The sequence below is a fragment of the Deltaproteobacteria bacterium genome (assembly GCA_028818775.1).
In the GTDB taxonomy this organism is placed as follows: domain Bacteria; phylum Desulfobacterota; class Binatia; order UBA9968; family JAJDTQ01; genus JAJDTQ01.
This window is the reverse complement of the sequence record JAPPNE010000075.1, coordinates 1-3,582: the sequence shown is the minus strand read 5'-3', so window position 1 is coordinate 3,582 and position 3,582 is coordinate 1. Positions and strand designations below refer to the sequence as shown.

The window sequence follows — 3,582 nt, the reverse complement described above, 5'->3', positions numbered from 1 at the left end:
ACGGCGCGTCCGCTGCAATCGCACCCAGTCAACGCTGAGGTTTTGCAAGAGGCTCTACTCGTAACGACAGATACCCTGCCACCGAAGGCGACCTCGACACCAACGGGGTGCTCCGGCCTTAGGTGTATGCTCCGACAGACCGTTCCGGGGCGGTTGAACCCAGAGCCGGTTTTGTGGCCAGAGGGAGAGCGGGCGGCAACGGTTCGACTCAAAATAGCTTCGACCGTGCGCAGGTACCGCCACTGAGTGGCTCGTTGTCTTAGGCAACGGGCTCGCGCACACCTCCGATGGCCAGAAGGCATCACCCGCCGCGATGTCGAAAACTGACTCCGACTCCATACTGAGTGCCACTGCCCCAGGTTCGCGATACGGTGCCCGTCGTTCCTGCGCTCGGCATGCCGAACACCCTGAGTTGACTACGACGGTTCGCAACCTACTGGAGCAGGGATTTGTGGTCGCGACAACGGCCTTCCAGAGGAGGTTGCGAGTGTATCTTCCCGTCAAAGCGAGCGCCTACGGACAAGTGGAGGACTGTGGTCCTGGTTCGTCCGACCACCTCGCATCCATCCCGCTCGCCACCACGAATTGCCTCACGGTTCCTACTGACAGTGGAGAGGTTCGTCAAGCACCTCCCGGCAGAATGCAGCGTCTCGTATTGGACCGCCGATTCGGCTCAGGCCCTTCCGCAAAACCTTTTCCAAGAAATTGTATTGTCCAGTGCTGACTGCGTTGCTGAGGATACGTCGGTTCTTCTCAATGTGCTCGAACACGTCGAGACACCCATAACCGAAGTCCCGCTTGCACATAGGTAACCTCACGAACATCGTTTTGCCTGCGTTGCTGGCGTCGCCTTCGACGAAGTGATACACCAAGTTTACCCAAAACAACTCCAGATGAGGGGATTCGACCGCGACCCTTATAAGGTCGATATTGGCGGCCATCATCTCGTTGCAGTAGATGTGGGGATAGGCCGCTTCAACGGTGATTTCCTCGCCTACATAGCGCTTGCCAGCGTTCTTGAGAATCTCTTTGACCCCAAAGAAGTTATTGCTGCCGGCGATGTGACAAAGTGACTTCCTCAGGCGGAGAATCAACCCTCTCTTTGCTTCAGATATGGAGGGGTAACCTTGCGAGGGGCTACCCGAGACATTGGTCAGAAGAGAGTCGACGCGGTCACCGGCGGAGAGCGTGAGGGGGGAGAGAAGGAGAAAAAGGGAGATACAGATATTTTTCATTTCAGCTTTCGAGTCCGGCCACTCGTTCAGGTCAATGCCGAACCACTCGGTGGGGCAGCTAGTAACCGAACCCTCTCTTCCTGACTGCTCGCAGATCACCGCACCCGTGGCTGCGAAACCGGATACTGGCCGCACTCTTGCGGCCGGTGCTTTCGCAAAACGAACCTGAGCGCCACACTAGCACGCCCGGTACGGTAATCCAAAACCTTAAGGCCCTCCGCGATAGAACCAAACAGAGCCTCGGCACGCCGGTGTTCGGCACCGCGCCCGGAGTGAGGTCGGCCCATGTCGCCGTCGGAGTCCCGGTTCGACCGTACCTCTCGCGGATATCCCTACGGGAAGCCTTCGAGGCACGAGACCGTGCGTACCTACCTCAGGGGCGCATCATCCCCGCCTTCGGCCACAGGTTTCTGGATCGCATCGGCCGCGAGGACGTGACGGCGTCGATGCCGCCAACCTGGAGCGCACCGGCGCGGCTATCCGGGTGCTCAAGATCCTTGCACCCCATGATGTTCCGCGCCGAGCAGCGGGGGGTGTTACCGCCGAAGTTGCACGCGAATTCGAAGTCAGAGAAACGTCGACCGGTCGGTTTCGCTTGGCGGTTTCGTAGGCTATGGCGCGCGTTGGTATCGGTCCAACGGGACCCGTCCCACACGTCGGGCTTTCGCTCAACATGAACGGTGTCCTGGCCTGGCTGCACATACAAACAGCGAAGGCTCGCCAACTAGTACGCCGGAACGCAAGTTCACCGGGCCACCCCCCGGTTCTACGGCGCGCTTCTGTGCCCGAGCCTGTTCAACATCCGGGGCGCCCCCAGGCGGAATGTCCGCGCCAAGTGCTGAGGGCACGGGGCTGTCCCATCAAGGGAGTGTACAGCGCCAGCGAGTTGGGCTCGATTGGTCCCGGAACTACACCCGGCGTCGGCAACCCGACGGGGGTGCAGGCCTTCGGCCGCAACGCCTCTGCCGAAGGACCCTGACACGTGTATCCCTTTTCCGTACCTTGGCCCGGTTTTTGGCGTCAATCAGGGCGAGCCTGTCCGGCCTGACCTCGCGCCAGCGCAAGCGGCGTATCTCACCGGGCCTGCATCCGGTCAGCAGAATCAGCCGCACCGCCGCGGCTCGGAGGGTCCATTTGCCTTCGAGCCGACGCAGGACCGCGCCGAGCTTCACCAGGTCGTCCGCTCCGAGTAGCCGTCCTCGCGGCGGACGGCGGTAGCGGAACACCCAGGACCGCGCCCCGTTCGGCTGGACCCGGAGAATGAAGCCGCCTTGCAGGGCGGTATCGTGGATCGAATACTCGCGCCCGCGAGGTTGGGCTGCATGGGCCAACGCATCGGTCAGACGGGTGCGTTCAGTCATGGTTCGCCTCCCCGCCGTCAAGCATGTCGGCAAGGCCGCGCGAGACCCGGTTGGCGGCGTCCAACACCGAACAAGGTGCGCAAAGCCGAAGGTGGTCGCGATGTCGGCATGGCCGAGCAGCCCGGCGACCACGCGAAGGCCCTCGCCGCCGTTCACTGCCACCGCCGCGTGGGAGTGGCGCAGGTCGTGAATGCGAAGCGACCCAACCCCGCCGCTTCGCGGACCGCCTGCCATGCCTTGTCTAACTTGAGCGGGTTCCCGCGGCGCGATGCGAATACCCATGGGCAGTCATTGCCACGAGGCAGCGCGGCGAGCACGGCGCGGGCCGGAGACGCGAGCTCAGATCGTGTGGGGACCTGTCTTGCTGTCAGACAGCACCGCGTGGTCGCCGTGAACGTCTTCCCACCTGAGCCGCAACGCCTCGGACTTGCGCGCTCCCGTGTAGAGCAGGAAGCGCAACGCGGCGACCGCAATCGGATGTTCGGCTTCGGCGCCGTCGAGCGCCTCGCCCAGCGCGGCGAACTCGTCGTCGGTAAGGTAGTGAGCCTCGAAGCCGGTCTTACGCCGCCGAAGGCCCCGGCACGGGTTGGAGTCCTCGAGCCGAAACCCCAGCGTCTCGGTGTGCTTCATCAGCGACGACATCGCCGCCAGCGCCCAGTTCGCCGAACCGGGATGCGAGGCCGTGATGCCATCGATCCAGATCCGCACTTCCTTCGCGCTGACGGCATCGACCAGACGGTTGCCGAACGCAGGCAGTATCCAGCGGCGCACGGTGCCCGCGTAGTTCTCCCGCGTCGCGGGCTTCCACCTCCCCGCGCAGTCGGCGAGGAATACCCGTGCGAACGCCCGCATCGTCAGGACCGTCGTCGCTCCGTCACCGGCCTCTGCTTCCGCGAGCACCGCCCGCGCCGCGTGCCGTGCATCTTCCACCGTCAATGCCTCCAACGGCCCGAGCGTCCGCCTGATCACCCAGCCGTTGCACCGCC

Annotated in this window: 2 protein-coding genes; both read right to left on the bottom strand. The window is 63.3% G+C overall.

The window, feature by feature from the left end; genetic code table 11:
- Window positions 1-599 precede the first annotated feature (599 nt).
- Window positions 600-1,235 (bottom strand): hypothetical protein, encoded by a 636-nt coding sequence (locus OXU42_09230; protein MDE0029565.1) that lies wholly within the window; start codon window positions 1,233-1,235, stop codon window positions 600-602.
- 1,700 nt (window positions 1,236-2,935) lie between these two features.
- A partial coding sequence (locus OXU42_09225) for an integrase (protein MDE0029564.1) occupies window positions 2,936-3,582 on the bottom strand: 647 nt, incomplete at its 5' end.

Bases quoted from the DNA above. Each gene is read 5' to 3' on its own strand.
- OXU42_09230 (MDE0029565.1), bottom strand. From the start codon at position 1,235: ATGAAAAATATCTGTATCTCCCTTTTTCTCCTTCTCTCCCCCCTCACG.